The sequence below is a fragment of the Mesorhizobium sp. M1D.F.Ca.ET.231.01.1.1 genome, from assembly GCF_003999155.2.
Lineage (GTDB): Bacteria > Pseudomonadota > Alphaproteobacteria > Rhizobiales > Rhizobiaceae > Mesorhizobium.
Genome location: NZ_RZOZ02000109.1, coordinates 1 through 367, shown reverse-complemented (window position 1 = coordinate 367; position 367 = coordinate 1). Strand labels below are relative to the sequence as shown.

The 367-nt window shown below is 63.2% G+C and carries 1 pseudogene; it reads left to right on the top strand.

The features are described from left to right. Positions 1-367 (top strand): annotated as a pseudogene (locus tag EN874_RS32520) (EamA family transporter); the annotation flags it as partial.

The following is a 367-nucleotide window of genomic DNA, read 5'->3' as shown; positions in this document are numbered from 1 at the left end:
TCTTCGTCTTTCTTGCAGTGCTTTCGGCGGCAGCCATGCACGCGATCTGGAACGCTCTGGTCAAGGTCCATCTCGACCGCTTCCTGTCGATCACATTGATGACGCTCGGCATGGGCGCCGCCGCGCTCGTGGTGCTGCCTTTCGTCGACGTGCCAAAGGCCGAGGTCTGGCCATTCATTCTCGCCTCGGTGTTCTTCCACATGGGTTATCGGACATTCCTGATCGGCGCCTACAAGGCCGGCGATTTCGCCCAGACCTATCCGCTGGCGCGCGGCACCGCGCCGCTGCTTTCGGCGCTTGGCGGCATGGTCGTGGTCGGCGAGGTTCCTGCACCGCTCGCCATCCTCGGCATCGTGCTTTTGTCGGC